Source organism: Pseudonocardia sp. SID8383 (assembly GCF_009864975.1).
In the GTDB taxonomy this organism is placed as follows: domain Bacteria; phylum Actinomycetota; class Actinomycetes; order Mycobacteriales; family Pseudonocardiaceae; genus Pseudonocardia; species Pseudonocardia alni.
Window position 1 is genome coordinate 1 of sequence record NZ_WWFY01001167.1, and the last position, 399, is coordinate 399.

General features: G+C 79.4%; 1 protein-coding gene. It reads left to right on the forward strand.

Annotated features, from left to right (window positions below; genetic code table 11):
- Window positions 1–399, forward strand: a 399-nt coding sequence (locus GTW08_RS28390) for an ATP-binding cassette domain-containing protein (RefSeq protein ID WP_161152773.1), incomplete at both ends; no start/stop codon positions are given.

A 399-nucleotide genomic window follows, 5' to 3' on the forward strand; every position in this document is an offset into this window, starting at 1 on the left:
GGGCCCTGCGGGAGGCCCTCGCGGCGACCGGCATCGAGGACCCCGGCCGCGTCCTGGGCGGGCACCCCGGCGAGCTGTCCGGCGGGCAGCGCCAGCGCGTGCAGCTGGCGCTCGCCCTGGCCTGCCGCCCGCACCTGCTGGTCGCGGACGAGCCGACCACGGCCCTGGACCCGGTCAACCGGCGGCGCGTTCTCGACCTGCTGGCATCCGGCCTGGCCGGCACCGGGACCGCTCTGCTGTTCATCAGCCACGACACCGCCGCCGCGCACGAGCTCTGCGACCGCGCCGTGCACCTGCGCGAGGGGCGCGTCGTCGATCCCGCCCCCCTCCCGGCGCGCACTCCCCGGCCCGCTCCCGCGGCGTCCGCCGGTCCCGGTCGTCCGCTGCTCGTCGCCCGTG